Below are 19150 nucleotides of genomic sequence, written 5' to 3' on the forward strand. Positions count from 1 at the left end.
CGTCGGTGGTGTGTTGCCGGTCGCGGACAGGCGCTCAGCGCCGGACGTGGGCGGAGCCTCCGCCCACAAGTGCCTCGACCTCGGCGAGGGATGCCATGGAGACGTCGCCGGGGGTGGTCATGGTGAGCGCTCCATGGGCGGTGCCGTACGCGAGGGCACGCTCGAGGCCGGTCCCGGTGTGCAGGCCGTAGATCAGGCCGGCGGCGAACCCGTCACCGGATCCGATGCGGTCCAGCACGTGCAGGCCGGGCATCTCGGGGCCCGCGACGAACCCTGTCTGCGCCGACCAGGCTGCCGAGGTCCAGTCGTTGACCCCGGCCGAGGGCACGCCCCGCAGGGTCGTCGCCAGCACCCTCACCCCGGGCAGCCGGTCCGCCACCTCGGACAGTGCCTGTGACACCTCGTCGGCACCGACGCGTACCGCTCCGGGATGTACGCCCGCCAGGCCCAGGGCACCCACCACGACGTCGGCGTGCCGGGCCAGCCGGAGGTCGACCTCGCGTGCCCGTTCCGGGCCGCCCCGGCCGGCCCAGAGGCTCGGGCGGTAGTTGGGGTCGTAGGAGACGGTCGCACCGTGCCGGCGGGCGGCGGTCATCGCCTCCTCGGCGACCTGGACCGTGGTGTCCGACAACCCCGCGAAGATACCGCCGGTGTGGAACCAGCGAGCGCCCGTGGAGAAGACGGAGTCCCAGTCGATGTCGCCCGGCCGCAGCTGGGACACTGCGGTGTTCGCGCGGTCGCTGACGCCGAGGGCTCCCCGGATGCCGAAGCCGCGTTCGACGAAGTTGAGGCCGTTGCGGGCGGCGCGGCCGATGCCGTCGGCGGGAACCCAGCGGATGAGTGAGGTGTCGACCCCGCCCTGCAGGATGAGGTCCTCGGTGAGGCGGCCCACCTCGTTGTCCACGAGAGCCGTGGCGACGGCCGTCCGCAGACCGAAGCAGCGGCGCAGGCCGCGGACGACGTTGTACTCGCCGCCGCCCTCCCAGACCTGGAAGGTGCGGGCGGTGCGGATCCGGCCCTCGCCCGGGTCGAAGCGCAGCATCACCTCGCCGAGGGCGACCACCTCGGGTCCCCGCCCGGTCACGCCGCGCTCCTCTCCACGGCCTCGGCCGTCAGCCTCTGGATCTCCGCGTAGTCCCCGCGCTCCAGGTGGCCGGGGGCGGCCATCCAGCTGCCGCCGACCGCGAGGACCGCCGGATGAGAGAGGTACGTGGACAGGTGCGCGGGCCCGATGCCACCCGTCGGCACGAACCGGGCCTGGGGGAACGGCGCCGCGAGAGCCTGGAGCAGCCAGGTGCCTCCCAGAGGTTCGGCCGGGAACAGCTTCACGGTGGTGAGTCCGGCTCGCAGGGCCTGCATCAGTTCCGTGGCGGTGGCGATGCCGGGCACGACCGGGACACCCAGCTCCTGGCATGTCTCCACGACCTCCGCGTCGAAGCCGGGCGAGAGCACGAAGCGGGCGCCGGCCTCGACCGCCCGCTTCGCCTGCTCGGGGGTGAGGACCGTGCCGGCGCCCACGGTGAGGCCACCATGGGCTGCCATCGCCCGCAGCGCCTGTTCGGCGTCCGGGGTGCGGAAGGTGACCTCGGCGCACCGGGCACCGCCCGCGGCGAGCGCCTCGGCCAGTGGCGCCGCCGTGGCGACGTCCGGCAGGGTCAGCACGGGCAGGATCCGGGCCCCGGACAGGGCGGCGGTCAGGTCGGTGCTCATCTGCCGAGCCATCCGCCGTCGACGGGCAGGACGGTGCCGTGGATGTAGGCGGCGGCGTCCGAGGCGAGGAAGACGGTGGCGCCCGCCAGGTCGTCCGCGTCGCCCCAGCGGCCGGCCGGGATGCGGTCCAGGATCGCCTTGCCGCGTACCGGATCCTCTCTCAGGGCCTGGGTGTTGTCGGTGGCGATGTAGCCCGGCGCGATGGCGTTGACATTGACGCCGTGCGCGGCCCATTCGTTGGCCAGCGCCTTGGTCAGCCCGGCGATCCCGTGCTTGGCGGCGGTGTAGCCGGGCACGGTGATCCCGCCCTGGAAGCTGAGCAGTGACGCCGTGAAGATGACCTTGCCCTGGCCGCGGGCCACCATCGCCGCGCCCACCGCCCGGGTCAGCGCGAACTGCGCGTTCAGGTTGACCTGGAGCACCAACTCCCAATCGGAATCCGCGTGTTGGGCAGCCGGGGCTCGGCGGATGGTGCCGGCGTTGTTGACGAGGATGTCCACCGGGCGTTCCCGCCCGGCCAGGTCCGCGCCCAGGGCGCGGACGGCTTCGGGGTCGGCGAAGTCGGTGCGGATCGCCTCGAAGCCGTGGCCCGTGGCGACGACGTCCTTCTCGACGCCGCTGCCGGACTCCTTCAGTGAGGCGCTGACGCCGATGACGTCCGCGCCGGCCTCGGCGAGCGCGCGGGCCATGGCCCTGCCGATGCCACGCCGGGCACCGGTGACGACGGCGAGCCTGCCGGTGAGGTCGAAGGCGGTCATACGAGGTTCTCCTCGGCCTTGTCGGTGCAGTCCACGAGGATCTTCATCACGTCGCCGCCCGCTTCCAGGGCCTCGAACGCCGAGGGCGCCTCGGCGAGCGGCACCACCTTGCTGATGAGCTGCTCGGCGGGGATCGTGCCGTCCGCGACCAGGGTCACGGCCCGCTCGAAGTCGGACCGGTCGTACAACCGGGCGCCGACCAGGGTGAGTTCGCGCCAGAAGAAGCGGTGCAGGTTCACCTCGCGAGGCTGGGGGTGAATGGCGACCAGGCACAGCCGGCCCCGGACACCGAGGACGTCGACGGCCGTGTCCATCCCGGCGGCGGCACCCGACACCTCGAAGGCGACGTCCGCCCCCGCGTCGCCGGTCCATTCACGCACCAGCTCGGGCACGTCCGCCGCGGCGGGGTTCCAGGTCGCCAGGCCCAGCTTCTCGGCGAGCAGGCGGCGGTGGGCGCTGAGCTCGACGACCCGGACCTCGGCACCGGCGGCGCGCGCGACCAGCGCGATGAGGACACCCACCGGTCCGCCGCCGACGACGACGACCCGTTCGCCGCTGCGCACTTCGGCCCGGCCCACGTCGTGCACGGCGACCGCCGTCGGCTCGACGAGTGCGGCGCGGTCGAGGGGTACGGAGTCCGGTAGCCGCAGGAGGGTGACCGCGGGTACGGTCCAGCGCTGTTGCATCGCTCCCGGGGAGTCGATGCCGATGAAGTCGAGGTGCTGGCAGATGTGCTGATGACCGGCCCGGCAGGCGGGGCAGGTGTCGTCCCAGCGCAGCGGCATCACGGTCACCGCGTCGCCGGGCTGCCAGCCCTCCACCCCGGGTCCCACCCGTACGATCCGGCCGGACATCTCGTGTCCGAGGACGGCCGGCGCGTGGACCCGTGTGTCCATGTCGCCGTGGAAGATGTGCAGGTCGGTGCCGCAGATGCCGACGTAGGCGGGGGCCACTTCGACCTCGCCGCGGCCGGGCGGGGAACTTTCCGCGGGGGCGGTGTCCAGGGTGCGGGCCGCGATGTAGCGGACTGCGCGTGTCATCGTCGTGGAGTCCTTTCGGTGCGGGTGCGGGTGCGGGTGCGGGTGGTGGAAGGGGTACGCCTGCGAGGCGGGCGCTTCCGGTTCGTTCCCGGACGGCGTGCTCAGCCGGGCCGCAGCCGGTAGAAGTCGGTCGCGGTGCCGGCGAGGATCGCCTGGGTCTCGCTCGCGGAGCAGTCGGCCAGAAGTTCCTCCACGGTGGCGGCCCAGAGGTTCCAGCCGCCGGCGAGCACGCAGACCGGCCAGTCGGAACCGAACATGAGCCGGTACGGACCGAAGGCGGAGAGCAGTACGTCCCACACCGGCCGGATGTCGGCGATGGTCCACTTCTCGTGGTCGGCCTCGGTGACGAGGCCTGACGTCTTGCAGCGCACCTGTGGGTGTCTGGCCAGAAGGCGGATCTGCCGTTCCCAGTCGGCCAGGTCGCCGCCCGCGATGGGTGGCTTCCCGGCGTGGTCGAGGACGATCGGCAGGTCGGGGATGCTTTCGGCGAGCCGGATCGCCTGGGGAAGCTGGTGGCTTCGGATCAGGACGTCGTAGCCGAGCCCGTGGTCGCGCACCGTGCGCAGGCCGGACCGCACGACGGGGCGATGCAGCCAGTCGGGGTCCGGCTCCGCCTGCACGATGTGCCGGACGGCGCGAAGGTGGGTGCCGCCGAGACTGGTGCGCAGCCCGTCCAGGATGTCGTTGATGGCGAGGGAGGTCAGATCCACCCACCCGACGACCGCGCCGATCAGCGGATCGGCGTCGGCCAGGGCCAGCAGCTCACGGGTCTCGGGCAGGGAGGTCAGGCACTGGACCACCACGGTTCGCTCCAGACGGCGTCCCGTGATCGTCCGGGTGGCGGTCGTGCGCAGGTGTCCGGTGTTGAAGGAGCGGCGGATCGGTTCGTGACCCGGGTCGTCCAGCCAGGGCTGGCGGCGTCGGTCGAGGTTCCACACGTGGTGGTGGGCGTCGACGAGGCCGGGGCGCGCGGTGTCAGACACGAGCCGCCCAGACGGGGCCGTCGGGGTAGGTGTACTCCTTGAGCGACTCGGGGTGCATCTGCGCGCCCAGCCCCGGCAGGGTCGGCGCGAGGTAGTGGCCGTCGGCGATGCGCACCGGGTCGACGAAGTGCTCGTGCAGGTGGTCGACGTACTCGATGACCCGGTCCTCGGTGGTGCCGGAGACGGCGACGTAGTCGAACATCGACAGGTGCTGCACCATCTCGCACAGGCCGACACCGCCGGCGTGCGGGCAGACCGGCACCCCGAACTTCGCGGCGAGCAGCAGGATCGCGAGGTTCTCGTTGACGCCGCCGACCCGCGCGGAGTCGATCTGCACGATGTCCACCGCGCCCGCCTGCAACAGCTGCTTGAAGACGACCCGGTTGGCCACGTGCTCACCCGTGGCGACCTTGATGGGGGCCACGGCCCGGCGGACGGCCGCGTGGCCGAGGATGTCGTCGGGGGAGGTGGGCTCCTCGATCCAGTACGGATCGTAGGGCGCCAGGGCCGTCATCCAGTCGATCGCGGGCTGGATGTCCCATCGCTGGTTGGCGTCCACGGCCACCCGGATGTCCGGGCCGACCGCCGCACGGGCGGCGCGCATCCGCCGCACGTCGTCCTCCAGCGAGGCGCCCACCTTCAGCTTGATCTGGGTGAAGCCGTCCGCGACTGCCTCCCGGGCGAGGCGGGCCAGCTTCTCGTCCGAGTAGCCGAGCCAGCCGGGAGTGGTGGTGTAGGCGGGGTAACCGCGCTCCAGCAGCCGGGCGATGCGCTCCCCGCGGCCCGGCTCGGCGCGCTTGAGGATCTCCAGAGCCTCGTCCGGGGTCAGGGCATCGCTCAGCCAACGGAAGTCGACCTGGGCCACGAGCTCCTCGGGCGACATGTCGGCCAGGAAGTGCCAGACGGGCTTGCCCGCCCGCTTCGCGGCGAGGTCCCAGGCGGCGTTGACGACCGCGCCGGTCGCCATGTGGATGGCGCCCTTCTCCGGGCCGAGCCAGCGCAGCTGGGGGTCATGGACCAGGGTGCGTGCGAACGTTCCGAGGTCCGCGCAGATCTCGTCGACGGACAGGCCGACCACATGCGGGGCGAGCGTCGAGATGGCGGCGGCCTGCGCGTCGTTGCCCCGCCCGGTGGTGAAGGCCAGGGCGTGGCCCTCCAGCCCGTCGCCGGCGTCGGTGCGCAGGACGACATAGGCCGCCGAGTAGTCGGGCTCGGGGTTCATGGCATCCGAGCCGTCCAGGTGCTCGGACGTCGGGAAACGGACGTCCAGGACGTCCAGGGCCGTGATGCGGGGGGATGAGGATGCGGCGGACGACATGACATAACTCCTGTGAAGAGGCTGGCGGGAACGAAGGCCGCCTGCGGGACGAGCGGCGGCGTCGGGGACACCGCGTCAACCAGTCGATGCGACATTAGATCGACATACATCCCATGTCTAGATGCACTAGCGGGAAACTTTAGTGAGAAATGTCGAAATTCTCGCACCATGGATGGGATGTATATGAGAGAGCTGCGAGCTAGTCATCGATCACGACGACGTCGAGGACGCGTGGTCCGTGTACTCCCTCCATACGGTCAGGGGAGCGCCTGGCGGCCCCCCTCGCCGGCGAGGGGGGCCCGGGCTCACAGCTGCCAGACCACGGGGAGCGAGGCGTCGGTGCCGTCCGCCGAGTAGTCGTGCGCGACGGCCAGCAACTGGCCCATCCGTGCCTGCCAGGCGATGTTGACCGGCAGCTTCTCCAGCTCGGCGATCATCGCCCCGTAGTCGGGAACCTCCAGCAGGTGGAAGAGGTCGGTGCCGCTGCGCCAGATCGTCCACTCGCTCACGCCTGCGGCTCGGATGGCGTCGGTCAGTTCCTCGGGGACCTCGCGGTGCGCGGCCTCGTACTCCTCGATGCGGTCGGCGCGCACCTTGGTGTGCAGGGCGATTCTCATGACGGCCCTACCTTTCGAGAGAGGGTTTGAACTGGTCATTTGCAGGATCGGTGGCCCCAGGGGGCGCCGGGTGCGCCGCATGACGGACGCCGTGCACCCGCGAGAGGCACGGACGTCACGGCCCCGCCGCCGGACGCACCCGAAGCCCCTGCATGCCGCCGTCGACGGCGAGTGAGGTGCCGGTCACGGAGGCCGCGGCCGGGCTCGCCAGGTACACGATGGCCGCCGCGACCTCGTCCGGTGTCACCAGCCGGCCCATGGGCTGACGGGCGTTGAGCGTGGCACGCTCGGCGGCCGGGTCGTCGGACGCGTCCAGCAGACGGCCGACCCAGGGCGTGTCCGCCGTACCCGGGTTGACGCAGTTCACCCGGACGCCTTCCCGGACATGGTCGGCTGCCATGGCCAGCGTCAGGGAGAGCACGGCCCCTTTGCTGGCGCAGTACGCGGCGCGCTGCGGCAGCCCGGCCGTTGCGCCGATCGAGCAGGTGTTCACCACGGCCGCGTGCGACGAGCGACGCAGATGCGGGAGGGCGGCGCGCGTGGTGCGGACGATCCCGAGGACGTTGACGTCCAGGACGCGATGCCACGCGTCGTCGGAGGTGTCCTCGATCGTGCCGATGGCTCCGACGCCCGCGTTGTTGACCAGGATGTCGATGCCGCCGAGATCCCGGGCGGCCGCCGCGACGGCCGCCCGCACCGACGTGTCGTCGGCGACGTCGGCGGTGACACCGAGCAGCGGCCGCGTCACACCGGACGGATCGAGGTCCAGGACGGCGACGGCCGCGCCCTGGGCGCTCAGCATCCGGGCCGTTGCCAGCCCGATGCCGGACGCGCCGCCCGTGACCAAGGCCTTCAGACCTGTCAGCGCACTCATGCCGAGTCCTTGCGTCCGTCACCCGCGTCGGTGCGCGGCACCACGTAGGCGGCCGAGTAGTCGGGGTCCGGATTCATCGCGTCCGAGCCGTCCAGGTCACGGGAGGTGGGGAACCGGATGCCGTAGGTACCGACCGCGATGATCCGATGTGTGTCCGCAGTCACGGGAGCTGCCTTTCAGGCTTGCGCGAAGGTCTGGCGCTGTCCGCCCAGCCCGTCGACGGAGAGGTCGACCGTGTCGCCGGGCCGCAGGAACGGCGTGCCCGGAAGGCCCAGGGCGACGCCTGCGGGGGTTCCGGTGTTGATCACGTCACCCGGCTCCAGGACCATGTACTGGCTCAGGTAGGCGACGATCCGCGCCACCGGGAAGATCATGTCCCTGGTGTTGCCCTGCTGCCGCTTCACACCGTTGACGCTCAGATGCAGTCCGAGGCCCTGCGGGTCCGCGACCTCGTCGGCGGTGACCAGCCACGGGCCGAGCGGGTTGAAGGTCTCGCAGGACTTGCCGAGGTCCCACTGGGACGAGAAGTCGAGCTGGAACTCGCGTTCGGAGACGTCGTGGCTGATCGCGTACCCGGCAATGACGTCCGCGGCCTCTTCGGGGCCGGTCAGGTAGCGCGCCCGTCGGCCGATGACGACGGCGAGTTCCACCTCCCAGTCGGTCCTGGCCGAGCCACGGGGAATCAGGACGTCGTCGTACGGGCCGACGACCGTGCCGGGGTCCTTCATGAAAACCACCGGACGGGACGGAATGGCCGCCCCGGTCTCGGCGGCGTGGTCGAGGTAGTTCAGGCCGATGCAGACGACCTTGCCGGGGCGGGCCACGGGGGCGCCCACTCTGAGGCCCTCAGCGTCGAATTCCGCGAGCGCGCCGGCCGCGAGCCCCGCCCGGAGCCGGTCGAGGCCACCGGAGGCGAGGAAGACACCATCGAAGTCCGTGGTGATCGTGGAAGCGTCGAGGAACCGGCCGTCATCGGTACGGACAACCGGTACCTCTTCGCCACGAGCGCCGAGGCGGAGGAGTTTCAACGGGAGCAGCTCCCTCGTGAGGTGGTGCGGATGCGGTGCAGTCGTCAGTGATCGACATACATGGGACGACTGACGCCAGGGACGACTGTAGGCAGCCAGCAGGCCACCTGGCAATGCAGTGATGGGATGTATGAGCCCTCGCTTCTCGTTCAGGTGACCGACTTTGGGTGAATGCAGCCGATATGGCGAGACGTCTTGGTGGCCAGAGCATCTACTTTCTCGATCAATTCCTGGGATGGATCTGGTGTTTTCCGTCCGAGGCGTTGCTAAATCGTAAGGTGCTCCCGCTGGCGCCCTCTCGGCTGAAGATCCAGGTAAATGGCCAGCTCAGAAGCGTGCCGTGGCGCCCCCGACAGCCCCTGCGGGCGTTCACGCGGCATTCCGCGGCCCGACATCGCGTGAATCACGGTGAACCGGCTCTTGTCATCGTCGGCAACGTCGCCGTAACGTCCTCACCGCTCAGGAGACATGGGAGCAATCCACCGAGACCTCGTCTCTTTCATGACGCCGTTCCGGTGCCTGCACGGCGTTCCGCCCGGAAGAAGACGAGGGCCGTCTCCCGTCTCCCGTCACCCTCCCCCGCCCCGCCCCTCCCCACGGCTCGCACTCCGGCCAAGAAGAGAGATCCAGGCCATGAAGCTTCCCTGCACCCGTTCCACCGCCACCGCCGCCACCGCCGTTCTCGCGGTGCTGGCCCTCACCACCGCCTGCAACCGCGAGAGCGGCGCCTCCACCTCGGCGGGGGGCGGCGACAAGCCCGCCATCGGCATCGACCTGCCCCGGTCGGACACCGACTTCTGGAACTCCTACGCCGAGTACCTGAAGAAGGACATTAAGGCCGGCGGAGCCAACGCGCTGCCGATCAGCAACTCGCAGAACGACGTCACCAAGCTCGTGTCGAACGTCCAGGTCTTCGAGAACACCGGTGCCAAGGCGATCGTCATGGCACCCCAGGACACCGGCGCCATCGCCTCCACCCTCGACACCCTCGCGTCGAAGAAGATCCCCGTGGTCAGCGTCGACACCCGTCCCGACAAGGGCGACGTCTACATGGTCGTCCGCGCCGACAACCGGGCCTACGGCACGAAGGCCTGTGAGTACCTCGGCAAGCAGCTCGGCGGCAAGGGCAAGGTCGCGGAGTTCCAGGGCGCGCTGGACTCGATCAACGGCCGCGACCGCTCCGAGGCGTTCGCGGAGTGCATGAAGACGAAGTTCCCGAAGATCAAGGTGTTCGAGCTGCCCACCGACTGGAAGGGCGACGTGGCCTCCGCCAAGCTCCAGAGCCTGCTCGCCCAGCACCCGGACCTCAACGGCATCTACATGCAGGCCGGCGGCGCCTTCCTGCAGCCGACCCTGGCCCTGCTGGAGCAGAAGGGCCTGCTCAAGCCGACCGGCCAGAAGGGTCACATCACGATCGTCTCCAATGACGGCATCCCGCAGGAGTTCGACGCCATCCGCAAGGGCCAGATCGACGCCACCGTCTCCCAGCCGGCCGACCTCTACGCGAAGTACGCGCTTTACTACGCGCAGGCCGCCGCCGAGGGCAAGACCTTCAAGCCCGGTCCGACCGACCACGACTCGACGATCATCAAGCTCCCCAACGGCCTGGAGGACCAGCTGGCGGCACCGCTGGTGACCAAGGACAACGTGGACGACAAGACCCTGTGGGGCAACAACGTCGGTCAGTGACCGACTGGTCGCACGGCGCGCGGCGGACGGGGGTGGCCCCGTCCCCCCCCGCCACGCTCTCTCCCCTCCGCAACGAAGGACGGTACCCCCATGGCGGACACCGCGGCCGCCCCGGCGAACAGCGCCGGGGACAGGGCCCCCGTGGCCGAGGCGATCGGCGTCTCCAAACGATTCGGCGCCACCGTGGCACTGCGCGACGCCCGCATCGCGATCGCCGCGGGCGAGTCGCACGCCCTGGTCGGACGCAACGGCGCCGGCAAGTCCACTCTCGTCTCGATCCTGACCGGGCTGCAGCAGCCCGACACCGGAACGCTCAGGTTCTCCGGGGAAGCGGCTCCCGCGTTCGGGGACACCGACGCCTGGCGTTCCCGGGTCGCCTGCGTCTACCAGCGGTCCACCATCATCGGTGAGCTCACCGTCGCCGAGAACCTCTTCCTGAACCGGCAGAGCCCCGCGGCCCTGACCCCCATCCGCTGGAAGGGTCTGCGCCGCAGGGCGGAGGAACTCCTCGGCGAGTACGGCGTCGACGTCGACGCCGCGGCCGCCGCGAAGGACCTGACCGTCGAGCAGCGTCAGTTCGTCGAGATCGCGCGGGCACTGTCGTTCGGCGCACGCTTCATCATCCTGGACGAACCGACCGCCAAGCTCGACGCACGCGGCATCGGCAGACTCTTCGACAAGCTGCGTGACCTCCGGAACCAGGGCGTCGCCTTCCTCTTCATCTCGCACCACCTCCAGGAGGTCTACGACCTCTGCAGCACCGTCACGGTCTACCGTGACGCCACCCACATCCTCACCGCGCCCGTCGCCCAGCTCGGTCACCAGGCCCTGGTCGAGGCCATGACCGGCGAGTCCGCGACGGTCACGCCCGTCACCGGGCCCGGCCCGACCGTCGCGAGCGGCACGGGCGAGGAACTGCTGGCCGTGGACGCGCTCACCCTGCCGGGCACCATCGAGAACCTCTCCCTGTCGGTCCGCTCGGGCGAGGTCGTCGGCCTCGCGGGGGCCACCGCCAGCGGCAACGTCCAGGTCGGCGAGACACTGGCCGGTCTGCACCGCCCGGAGAGCGGCACAGTCAAGATCGCCGGGCGCCCCCTGCGCACCGGCGACATTCCCGCCGCACTCGCCGCGGGCGTCGGCTTCGTGCCGGAGGACCGTCACCTCCAGGGGCTGGTGGCCGACCGCAGCGTCGCCGAGAACGCGACGCTCACTGTCACCGACCAGCTGGGGCCTTACGGGACCGTCCTTCCCTCCCGCACGCGGACCTTCGCCGGACGCATGATCCACAAGCTCGACATCAAGACCCCCGGAGGCGGCACGCCGGTCTCCGCGCTGTCAGGTGGCAACCAGCAGAAGGTCGTCATCGCCCGCGCGATGGCCACCGACCCCCATGTACTGGTCGCGATCCGCCCCACGAACGGTGTCGACGTCAAGTCCAAGGAGTTCCTGCTCGGCACGATCCGGCAGGTCGCCGACGGCGGCAAGGCCGCAGTGATCGTCTCCGACGAACTCGACGACCTCAAGGTGTGCGACCGCGTCGTCGTCATGTTCCACGGACGAGCCGTAGCGGAGTTCGACCGGGGCTGGAGCGACCGCGACCTGGTCGCCGCCATGGAAGGCGTCGCACAGTCGTCGCCGGCATCCCCCGCCGAACAGACCGAACAGACCGAACAGCACGGAAGGTAGTCATGTCCGCCACCACAGATGTCACCGAACCCCACGTGACCGCGGCGGAGGCACCGGCCCGCGCAGCCCGCCGCAGCCTCGGTCTCGGCCGCTTCCGTGACCTGTCACTGATCCCGGCCATCCTCGTCCTCGGCGTGATCGGCTTCATCGTCTCGCCCGCCTTCCTCACCTCCGACAACCTCATCGGAGTGGCACAGCAGTCCACCGAGCTGAGCCTGCTCGTCCTCGCGACGACCCTGATCCTCGTCGCCGGACGCATGGACCTGTCGCTGGAGTCCACCATCGGCGTGGCCCCGGTCATCGCCGTGTGGCTCGTCCTGCCCGCCGGCGGCGGCCGGTTCAACGGCCTCGGACTGTTCCCCGAGTGGATGGCCGTCCCCCTCTGCCTGGCCGTCGGCGCGGTCATCGGCGCCGTCAACGGCTTCCTCATCCTCAAGCTGCGGCTCAACGGCTTCATCGTCACCCTCGGCGCCCTCACCATGCTGCGCGGACTGCAGGTCGCCCTCTCCGAGGGCCAGTCCATCGTCGAACTCCCCTCCTCCTTCACCTACCTCGGCCGGGCGTCCTGGCTGGGCATGCCGGCGGCCATCTGGATCTGCGCGGCGCTGTTCGCACTCGGCGCGGGGGCGCTGTCCTGGCTGCGCCACGGCCGCGCGCTGTACGCGATCGGCGGCAACGCCGAGGCCGCCCGCACCGCCGGTATACGTGTCGACCGCATCGTCTGGATCGTCCTCATCGTCGGCAGCCTGCTCGCCGCGTTCGCCGGAATCCTCTACAGCGGCCACTACGGCTCCATCTCCGCCACCCAGGGCAGCGGATGGATCTTCCAGGTGTTCGCCGCGACCGTCATCGGCGGCGTCAGCCTCAACGGCGGCAGAGGCTCCGTCCTCGGCGCACTCACCGGCGTACTGACGCTCCAACTGGTCGTCAACGTGATGACCCTGGCGGGTGTGCCCCCGCTGTGGAACCAGTTCCTCAACGGCGCCATCATCATCGTCGCCCTGATCATCTCCCGCTTCGCCTCCGGCGAGAAGCAGGAGTAGGCGCGCGGAGAGGCGATCCCGTGTCCCTGACGGACGAGGCCATCGAAAGGATCAAAGCGATGATCCTCAACGGCGAGCTCGCCCCCGGCTCCCGCCTGCCGACCGAGGAAGTGCTCGCAGGGCAGTTCGGTCTCTCGCGCAGCACCCTTCGTGAGGCGGTGCGAGCCCTTGCCGCCATGCGGATCCTCGTGGTCCGTCAGGGCTCCGGGATGTACGTCTCCAGTCTCGAGCCCCACCTTCTGCTGGAGTCGCTGTCCTTCGCCGCGGACGTCTCCCATGGCCGTACCGCGCTGCAACTGCTCCAGGTTCGCCGGATGCTGGAGCCGGCGGCCACCGGGGCGGCGGCCGCGGTACTCGGCGCCAAGGACCTCAGGGCACTCAGGAAAATCCTGGACCGCGGCCGCGCCGCCGCCACGGTCGAGGAGTTCGTGCTCCACGACACGGCCTTCCATCTCCGGATCGTCGAAGCGGTCGACAACCCCGTGCTGTCGATGCTGCTCCGGGTGCTCTCCAGCCGGACCCAGCGGGTCCGGATCCTGCGAGGCAGCCATGTCGAACGCTCCTTGGACAGCGCACACCAGGACCACGAGGAGATCCTTCACGCACTGCAGTCCCGCGACGCCCTTCTCGCCGCATCGGCCGCCGCCGTCCACATCTGCACCGTCGAGCGGTGGCTGGCGGACAGCCTGCCCGAAACCGACCGTCCGCCGGTGGACGTCGGCAGACCGGGTACCAGGGCTCGAACCCGGCCATGACCACCACGTCCGCGTGGCCTCGCCATGTCGGAGACCCCGCCCCGCCCGGGCGCCGAACACCCGCGCCGGAGCCCCCTCCCGCGCTTCTCACTGTCAACCATCGGAACACTCAGTTGCCTTGGAGGCCTCTCAATGTCGAGAGCGATCAACAGACGACAGTTCCTCGCCGGTACCACGGCCGTCGCGGCGGCCGCGGTCGCGGGCGGACTGTTCGGCGCCGGCCCCGCCCTGGCCGCACCATCCACCTACACGCCCACATGGGACTCGGTGAACCAGCACCCGGCGTCTCCCGAGTGGTTCCAGGACGCCAAGTTCGGCATCTACTTCCACTGGGGCGTCTTCAGCGTCCCCGCCTACGACAGCGAGTGGTACCCGCGCAACATGTACTTCAGCGGCAGTGGCGTGAACCAGCACCACATCGCCACGTACGGCGACCCGTCCGTGTGGCCATACCACAACTTCATCAACGGGGCGAACGACAAGGCGGGCAACTTCACGCAGTTCGCGCCCAGGCTGAAGTCGGCCGGCGGCAACTTCGACCCCGCCGAGTGGGCGCAGCTGTTCGTGGACGCCGGTGCGAAGTTCGCCGGGCCGGTCGCCGAGCACCACGACGGCTTCTCGATGTGGGACAGCCAGGTCAACGAGTGGAACTCGGTCGCCAAGGGGCCGAAGCTGAACCTGCTGAAGCTGTTCACCGACGCCGTCCGGGCGAAGAACCTCAAGCTGCTGGTGTCGATGCACCACGCCTACAACTACCTCGGCTACTACGAGGCCGTCCCGGCGCAGTCCGACCCCAGCCTGAAGAAGCTCTACGGGCAGCTGGACAAGACCACGGAAGACCAGCTCTGGTACGACAAGCTCAAGGAGGTCGTCGACCTGGCCAAGCCGGACATCCTCTACCAGGACGTCCACCTGGACCAGATCGCCGAGACGCAGCTGCTGAACTTCCTGTCCTACTACTACAACCAGGCCAACTCCTGGGGCCGGGAGGTCATCGCCACCTACAAGGACGGTTTCAACAGCCACGGCGAGGTCTTCGACTACGAGCGGGGCGGCCCGGCCGACGTCACCTCGCCCTACTGGCTCACCGACGACAGCGTCTCCAGCACCAGCTGGTGCTACACGGTGGGCATCGGCTACTACACGGCACAGCTGTTGCTGCACGCGATGATCGACCGGATCAGCAAGAACGGCACCGTCCTGCTCAACATCGCGCCTATGGCCGACGGCACCATCCCCCAGGGCCAGCGCGACATCCTGCTGGGCATCGGCGACTACCTGGGGCGCTTCGGCGAGTCCGTCTACTCGACCCGGGCCTGGACCGCCTACGGCGAGGGCCCGACGAAGATGGGCGGCGGCACGTTCATGAACCCCACGACCGGCACCGCCCAGGACATCCGCTTCACCCGGAACAAGGCGAACACCACCCTGTACGCCACGGTCCTCGGCTATCCCGGCAGCTCGCTGACCGTCAGGACGCTCAGCTCCAGCCGCATCAACCTGGGTTCGCTGACCTCGGTGAAGCTGCTCGACAGCACGGCCGGCACCTACATCGACCTCCCGAACCGGACCCAGAACGCGTCCGGGCTCACGGTGACCCTGCCGTCGTCGGCACCGTTCTCCGCCCCCATGTACGTGCTGAAGCTGACCTTCTCCGGCCAGATTCCCACGCTGCAGCCGGTCGACGGTGCCCTGGTCTGCACGGACGTCAACTACACCGGTACCTCCGCCGCACTCGGCCTGGGCGACTACACCGCCGACCAGCTCGTCCTGCACGGGATGCCCGCGCTCAGCATCTCCTCGCTGAAACTCGCCCCTGGTCAGCAGGTCGTCGCCTACTCCGGCGACAACTTCACCGGCACCCAGTGGACGTTCACCGCCGACAACGCCGACCTGCGGGTCACCGGCCAGAACGACCAGATCACCTCGCTGAAGGTGCAGTTCAACCCGTCGACCTACCTCAAGATCATCAACTACACCGACGGCCTGGCCCTGGACAGCGGCGGCAACGTCGCAGGCGGATCCGACCTCAAGCAGTGGCACTACTTCGACAGCGCCAACCTCCAGTGGCAGGCGGTCGAGGTCGGCAACGGCTACTACAAGCTGGTCAACCGCACCAACGGCATGGTCGCCGACAGCTGGGGCGCCACCAGCAACGGCGCCACCTGCAAGCAGCTGGCCTGGAACGGCCACACCAACCAGCAGTGGAAGATCACACACCGCGGAGGCGGTCAGTACAACATCGTCAACCGCACCACGGGCAAGCTCCTGGACGGCGGCGGCAACGTCTCCGAGGGCTCCGTCACCAAGCAGTGGGACTGGGGCAACAGCACGAACCTGCAGTGGACCATCAGCCCCGTCTGACCCGTTCCCCAGAGCCCATGGCCCGGTGCGGTGCTGAACCCCGGCCCGCACCAGGCCATGCGAACAGGCAAGGCCCCTCGCCGCAGCCACGCACCGCGGCCGCGGCTGGGTTGCGCGGGCCGACCGCCCCGAAGAGCGGCTTCGGACCGTCCCGCGCCCAGGCAGACGATCTGACCACAAGGAAGAGGGACGCTTCCATGCATGTGAGACATTCGCTCCGCAGATTGAGCGCGCAGATTGCCGCGCTGACGCTGGCCGTCACAGGCGGGGCGGCAGTTCTGGCCCCGTCGTCGGCGCAGGCCGCGAGCGCCACGATCGGCGTGACCCTGACCACGTCGGACCTGAGTCAGGCCCTGACCCCGCAGCCGGGCATCGCGCTCGGCGCGGTGTCCTCGGGCAGCGTGAACCTCACGGTGGACGACACGCAGTCCTACCAGACCATCGACGGATTCGGTGCCGCCTTCACCGACACCTCGGCCTACCTCCTGCAGAACAAGCTCGGCACCACCGCCCGTGACCAGGTGATGCGCGATCTGTTCACCCGCGGATCCGGCATCGGCCTGTCGCTGATGCGGGTGCCCATGGGCTCCTCCGACTACACGGCGACCCCGGCGAGCAACCCCTCCACCTACTCCTACGACGACAACGGCGGGACCGCCGACCCGACCCTGGCCAACTTCTCCACCGCGCACGACGACGCCTACGTCATCCCGATCATCAAGCAGGCCCAGGCGCTCAACCCGTCGATGAAGCTCTTCGCCAACAACTGGAGCCCGCCGGCCTGGATGAAGACCACCAACACGATGCTGGGCCAGGGCAACGGCACCCTCAGGTCCGACATGTACGGCACGCTGGCGCAGTACTACGTCAAGTTCCTGCAGGAGTACAAAGCCAAGGGCGTCAACGTCTGGGGCATCACCCCGCAGAACGAGCCGACGATCTCGCCGTCCACGTACTCGGCCATGCTGTGGGCCGCGGGCGACGAGGCGAACTTCATCGCCGACAACCTCGCCCCGGCACTGCAGCAGGCCGGCCTGTCCGACACGAAGATCCTCGGCGGGGACGCCGACCACGTGGACACCAGCTACGCGAACACGCTGATGGGCAACCAGGCGGCGCACGACGCGATGTACGGCACGGCGTGGCACTGCTACCAGAACGACCTCGGCAGGATGACCACGATCCACAACTCCTACCCGGACAAGCGGCTCTACGAGAGCGAGTGCTCCACCGGGCCGGGCATCGCCCCGATGAACGCCGCCCAGCTCGCCCTGGAGTCCACCTTCAACTGGGCCAGCGGCGCCCTTCTGTGGAATTTGGCGCTCGACACCAACGGCGGACCGAAGATGGGCGTGGGCTGCGACAACTGCACCGGCCTGGTCACCGTCGACCAGGCGACAGGCAAGGCCACCTACACCAACAACTACTACCAGCTGGGTCAGTTCTCGAAGTTCGTCGTTCCCGGTGCCACGCGCATCGGCTACAGCGATGGCGGCAACGTCTGGGCCCAGGCCTACAAGAACCCCGACGGCGGTGAGGTGCTGGTCGCGCACAACAACAACACCAGCAGTACCGCTTTCACGGTCACCTGGAACAACGCCGGATCCTTCCAGTACACCCTGCCCGCCGGCGCCACGGTGACCTTCACCCGGGGCGCGCAGACGGCCGCCGCCCAGATCGTCGGCCAGGGCTCGAACCGGTGCCTGGACGACACCGGCAACCCGGCCAACGGTGTCCAGCAGTACATCTGGGACTGTGTGTCCGGTACCGCCAACCAGGCCTACACCTACTCGGCGAGCCGTGAACTCCAGGTCGCGGGCAAGTGCCTTGGCGCGTCCGGGAACGGCACCACCAACGGCACGAAGGTGATCACCTGGGACTGCAATGGCGGCACCAGCCAGAAGTGGACCTTCCACGCTGACGGCAGCGTCACCAACGACCTGTCCGGACTCTGTCTCGACGTGACCGGTACGGCCACGGCGAACGGGTCCAAGGTCCAGCTGTGGAGCTGCACCGGCGCATCCAACCAGAAGTGGTCGGTCTCCAGCGGAGGCTGACGGGGCGGACGGCACCCGACCGGACCGCGGGCACACCCCGCGGCCCGGCCGGGCGTGGTGTCATACTCTGCCGCGGCTCTGTCAGAACGCGAAGTCGCGAGGCTCACCGCGCAGCGTGATCCAGCGGAGTTCGCTGAACTCCTCCGCCGCGAAGCCCGTGCCGAAGCGGCCCCGGCCGCTCTCCTTCACACCACCGAAGGGCATGTTCGGCTCGTCGTTGACCGGTTGGTCGTTGACATGCGCCATCCCCGCCTCGAGACGGCGAGCGATGTCCGGTCCACGATGGGCGCCGCTGGTCAGAACACCCGAGGTCAGCCCGTAGCGGACTGTCGGGCTGAACCGACATCGTGGAGGCCCGTGTGGCCTCGACGTGGAAGTTTGGACACCGTGGGAGCAAGGGCGCTTCCGCGAGTTGACGCAGCACAAGATGCAAGGGTCGTCGAACAGACTGCCCCTCACTCAGCAGCCGACAACAACCCGAGGAAGTCAGTAATGTCGGCCCGGAGGGGCGGGTTGGATCTCGTGCTGCTCGATGGGCTAGTTCCCGATGACGCATCACTTGGAGTGCGTCGCTGTCCTGGAACCGACCACTGGGTCCGGGCAGGACACCGCGGCGTCCACGGCGTCCAGTTGGACGACCGTCAGCCGCCGGTCGTCCGCCAGCCACGACCAGCGAGCGCGCCGGCGCGTACCAGCGCGCTCCCGATTCCCGCCGCGGCATCGGCGGCGGAACGTGGACCACCGTGGGTGCGGTAGTCGGCGGCGCGTTCGACGAACAGGGCGACAAGGTCCGCCCCGGTGTGTTCGGAACGACGACGAACTCGCCGCAGTGCTTCAGGGTGCGAGGAATTCTCGTCACCAGGTACCTCGGTCAGCGCGCTGCAAACCGCGCGCAGAACGGTCTCGCGTCCGCTCAACGTCCCTCTCCTTCCGTCGTCGTACCGCCGTCCTGTCTTGTACGGCGCCACCAGCGGCGCAGTTGTGTCGCGGGTGTGCTGGACCAGCGGGTGAACGGGCTGGGCAGCGCGCCGATCCGTCCGTCGCGGCCCACCAGCCTGCCCCAGAGGGCGGCCAGCCGTTGCATCGCCGAGAGCCGGCGGGGAGGACAGGATCACGCTGCCCGCCTTCATCACCAGCGGGGAAACTTCCTGTCGTTGAAGCAGGTGATGAAGAGAGCTATACGCATGGGTGGTTCCTAGGCTGGGCCGCCCCGGGTCCTGCCCGGTGT

The 19150-nt window shown here is 69.5% G+C and carries 18 protein-coding genes and 1 pseudogene; 6 read left to right on the forward strand and 13 right to left on the reverse strand.

The features are described from left to right. Positions 1-34: 34 nt before the first annotated feature. From ACWD4G_RS18110 to ACWD4G_RS18155, 10 genes and pseudogenes are all read right to left on the reverse strand, one after another. Entirely contained in the window at positions 35-1084 is a 1050-nt protein-coding gene (locus ACWD4G_RS18110; protein WP_451294445.1) for a PfkB family carbohydrate kinase, read from the reverse strand. Further along, positions 1081-1710, reverse strand: a complete 630-nt coding sequence (gene eda / locus ACWD4G_RS18115; RefSeq protein ID WP_451294447.1) for a bifunctional 4-hydroxy-2-oxoglutarate aldolase/2-dehydro-3-deoxy-phosphogluconate aldolase — start codon at positions 1708-1710, stop codon at positions 1081-1083. Before eda ends, ACWD4G_RS18110 begins: the two co-directional genes overlap by 4 nt. Then, a complete protein-coding gene (locus tag ACWD4G_RS18120) occupies positions 1707-2468 on the reverse strand; it encodes an SDR family oxidoreductase (RefSeq protein ID WP_451294449.1) in 762 nt (253 codons plus the stop codon). Before ACWD4G_RS18120 ends, eda begins: the two co-directional genes overlap by 4 nt. Continuing rightward, a complete protein-coding gene (locus ACWD4G_RS18125; protein ID WP_451294451.1) occupies positions 2465-3508 on the reverse strand; it encodes a zinc-dependent alcohol dehydrogenase in 1044 nt (347 codons plus the stop codon). Before ACWD4G_RS18125 ends, ACWD4G_RS18120 begins: the two co-directional genes overlap by 4 nt. 101 nt (positions 3509-3609) lie before the next feature. Further along, a complete protein-coding gene (locus ACWD4G_RS18130) occupies positions 3610-4491 on the reverse strand; it encodes an amidohydrolase family protein (protein WP_451294453.1) in 882 nt (293 codons plus the stop codon). Beyond that, positions 4484-5809 (reverse strand): L-fuconate dehydratase, encoded by a 1326-nt coding sequence (locus tag ACWD4G_RS18135; RefSeq protein ID WP_451294455.1) that lies wholly within the window; start codon positions 5807-5809, stop codon positions 4484-4486. The genes ACWD4G_RS18130 and ACWD4G_RS18135 overlap by 8 nt, the downstream gene beginning before the upstream one ends. Positions 5810-6114: 305 nt before the next feature. Then, positions 6115-6426 (reverse strand): L-rhamnose mutarotase, encoded by a 312-nt coding sequence (locus ACWD4G_RS18140; protein ID WP_365406105.1) that lies wholly within the window; start codon positions 6424-6426, stop codon positions 6115-6117. 115 nt (positions 6427-6541) lie between these two features. Beyond that, a complete protein-coding gene (locus ACWD4G_RS18145) occupies positions 6542-7300 on the reverse strand; it encodes an SDR family NAD(P)-dependent oxidoreductase (protein ID WP_451294864.1) in 759 nt (252 codons plus the stop codon). Between the two features lie 5 nt (positions 7301-7305). After that, positions 7306-7464: pseudogene (locus ACWD4G_RS18150) on the reverse strand (fuconate dehydratase); the annotation flags it as partial. Positions 7465-7476: 12 nt separating this feature from the next. Continuing rightward, positions 7477-8328: a fumarylacetoacetate hydrolase family protein gene (locus ACWD4G_RS18155; protein ID WP_451294457.1), complete on the reverse strand. Its 852-nt coding sequence runs from the start codon at positions 8326-8328 to the stop codon at positions 7477-7479. A 633-nt stretch (positions 8329-8961) separates the two neighbouring features. On the opposite strand from ACWD4G_RS18155, the gene ACWD4G_RS18160 reads away from it, so the two are divergent. The 6 genes from ACWD4G_RS18160 (at position 8962) to ACWD4G_RS18185 (ending at position 17922) form a co-directional block, all read left to right on the forward strand. After that, positions 8962-10017, forward strand: coding sequence for a sugar ABC transporter substrate-binding protein (locus tag ACWD4G_RS18160; RefSeq protein ID WP_451294459.1), 1056 nt, complete (start codon positions 8962-8964; stop codon positions 10015-10017). 90 nt (positions 10018-10107) lie between these two features. After that, on the forward strand, positions 10108-11703 hold the full coding sequence (locus ACWD4G_RS18165) for a sugar ABC transporter ATP-binding protein (RefSeq protein ID WP_451294461.1): 1596 nt from the start codon (positions 10108-10110) through the stop codon (positions 11701-11703). Positions 11704-11705: 2 nt separating this feature from the next. Continuing rightward, positions 11706-12746 carry an ABC transporter permease gene (locus tag ACWD4G_RS18170; protein ID WP_451294463.1) on the forward strand — a complete coding sequence of 347 codons (1041 nt, stop codon included), beginning with the start codon at positions 11706-11708 and terminating at the stop codon, positions 12744-12746. Between the two features lie 20 nt (positions 12747-12766). Then, a complete protein-coding gene (locus ACWD4G_RS18175) occupies positions 12767-13501 on the forward strand; it encodes a FadR/GntR family transcriptional regulator (protein WP_451294465.1) in 735 nt (244 codons plus the stop codon). A gap of 132 nt (positions 13502-13633) precedes the next feature. Further along, positions 13634-15865 (forward strand): alpha-L-fucosidase, encoded by a 2232-nt coding sequence (locus tag ACWD4G_RS18180; RefSeq protein ID WP_451294467.1) that lies wholly within the window; start codon positions 13634-13636, stop codon positions 15863-15865. 224 nt (positions 15866-16089) lie between these two features. Further along, positions 16090-17922, forward strand: coding sequence for a ricin-type beta-trefoil lectin domain protein (locus tag ACWD4G_RS18185; protein WP_451294469.1), 1833 nt, complete (start codon positions 16090-16092; stop codon positions 17920-17922). 81 nt (positions 17923-18003) lie between these two features. Here the strand turns inward: ACWD4G_RS18185 and ACWD4G_RS18190 are convergent, their stop codons facing one another. From ACWD4G_RS18190 to ACWD4G_RS18200, 3 genes are all read right to left on the reverse strand, one after another. Further along, positions 18004-18381 carry an aldehyde dehydrogenase family protein gene (locus tag ACWD4G_RS18190; RefSeq protein WP_451294471.1) on the reverse strand — a complete coding sequence of 126 codons (378 nt, stop codon included), beginning with the start codon at positions 18379-18381 and terminating at the stop codon, positions 18004-18006. A 182-nt stretch (positions 18382-18563) separates the two neighbouring features. Next, on the reverse strand, positions 18564-18839 hold the full coding sequence (locus ACWD4G_RS18195) for a hypothetical protein (RefSeq protein WP_451294473.1): 276 nt from the start codon (positions 18837-18839) through the stop codon (positions 18564-18566). After that, positions 18836-19006, reverse strand: coding sequence for a hypothetical protein (locus ACWD4G_RS18200; protein WP_451294475.1), 171 nt, complete (start codon positions 19004-19006; stop codon positions 18836-18838). The genes ACWD4G_RS18195 and ACWD4G_RS18200 overlap by 4 nt, the downstream gene beginning before the upstream one ends. Between the last annotated feature and the right edge of the window lie 144 nt (positions 19007-19150).

The sequence above is a fragment of the Streptomyces sp. NPDC002643 genome (assembly GCF_053592555.1).